This window comes from Deltaproteobacteria bacterium, assembly GCA_009930495.1.
Classification (GTDB): Bacteria; Desulfobacterota; Desulfovibrionia; order Desulfovibrionales; family Desulfomicrobiaceae; genus Desulfomicrobium.
This window is the reverse complement of the sequence record RZYB01000356.1, coordinates 1-1,650: the sequence shown is the minus strand read 5'-3', so window position 1 is coordinate 1,650 and position 1,650 is coordinate 1. Positions and strand designations below refer to the sequence as shown.

The 1,650-nt window shown below is 68.6% G+C and carries 1 protein-coding gene and 1 pseudogene; one reads left to right on the top strand and one right to left on the bottom strand.

All coding sequences use genetic code 11. The annotated features are described in order from the left end of the window. Window positions 1-676: 676 nt before the first annotated feature. Window positions 677-790, bottom strand: a pseudogene (locus EOL86_14640) (heterocycloanthracin/sonorensin family bacteriocin). Window positions 791-1,372: 582 nt separating this feature from the next. Here EOL86_14640 and EOL86_14635 point away from each other — a divergent pair. Next, window positions 1,373-1,650: terminase (locus EOL86_14635; GenBank protein ID NCD26809.1), on the top strand; the 278-nt coding region annotated here is incomplete at its 3' end.

Sequence of the window (1,650 nt, the reverse complement as noted above, 5' to 3'; positions counted from 1 at the left end):
ATGAGCGAGTTTGGGGTTGCGACCTGTCCCGCATGTAAGCGCAGGAACAAGATGGTTCGCCACTGCAAATCCCGCACATGCACGTGGCTGACATGTCCAGTGTGCAGCGCATCGTTCGCCGGGAGTCGGTGGAATCAGCCGCACGAGTTCGCCGGCTCCCTCGCGGCTGCTACGGCGTGGGCGCGCAGGTTCGGCGTGGACGTGGAGTTCGTGGAGGTGGGCAAGTGAGCCAGCCGGTAACTCACACATGGGCGGACTTCAAGGCTGCAATCGAGAGGGCCACGCATGGTTGACACGCACCGCCACGACTGGCAGCTCTACGACGAGGACCACGGCTACTACTGCTCCGAGTGTCCCGAGACATGCCCCGCGTGCATCGTCCAGCACAAGGGCCAACCGCACCCCACCGGCACGTCGCTCCTGATCTGCGAGGCCTGCGTCCGCGCCGAACACTACGTCATCGACGACATCCTCAACGCCCTCACCCACTACCAACCCAACCCACCCATCACCATCAAGGCCGCCCGGTACGACAAGATCCTCGTCCACGGCACCCCCGGCGACACCACCAACCACCCCACCCCCGCCGACATCCACCACACCCTCCAGGAGTGGGCCGACACCTGGGCCGCCACCGGGTACGCGCGCACCATCGCCCCCGCCGACTACCTCAAGGGCCACATCCTCTGGGCCGCCCACAACCCCCACGCCTCCCACTGGGACGACTACCGGGCCGCGATCCGCAAACTCCGCCACAAGGCCCGCAGCGTCGCCCACCTCCTCCCCCGCCGCGAACCCGGCCCCTGCATCCACTGCGGCGGCACCATCGTCCGCGACTGGGCCGAACGCGACTGGACCCCCCGCGAGGACGGACTCTCCGAGATCGCCCGGTGCACCCGGTGCGGCACCGAGTGGGAATCCTGGACCCGCCTCGCCTTCGCCCAACGACACACCATCAAGCTCCTCCCCCAGGTCCGCCCCGACGTGCTCGTCACCCTCGCGAACGCGCTCACCATCTGGCCAGACCTCCCCAAGTCCACCCTCTGGACATGGGTCGACCGCGACCAGCGCGCCCACGAGGAATCCATCCGCCGGTGCGACCGGTGGGAGGACGCGTGGACCGCCTGGCATGACGCCGGCAACCACGGACCGTGGCCACAACCGCCCGAGATTGTCGAACGGGCCATCCCCGAACGTGGGTGGGACGCACGCGGTGTGCCCGTCTACGCCGTCGGTGACATCGCCACCATGATGGAGCGACGCGCCGCCGAGGACCGCCCGGGACGGAGGGCCGCGGTGTGATACCCTGCATTGCGAACGCTCCTGTTTACGAGCGCGCCCGAATGCAGGACACCCCGGACGGTGGTCAACGGTGACCACCAACCCGTGGGAACACGCCGCCCGCGCCTTCGAGCCCGCACCACCACCACGGTTCCCCGCCCCCGGTCACCTCGCCCACCACATCACCCCCACCACCATCAACACCCCCGCCCTGAACCTCGTCGACCAGGCCCTCACCACCGCGTGGGACACCCCCGACGCCCGCCTCATCATCTCCATGGCTCCCCAGGAGGGAAAGTCCGTCCGGGTCGCCAAGGACTTCCCCATCTGGGCCCTCCTCCAGAACCCCGACCTCCGCATCGTCGTCGC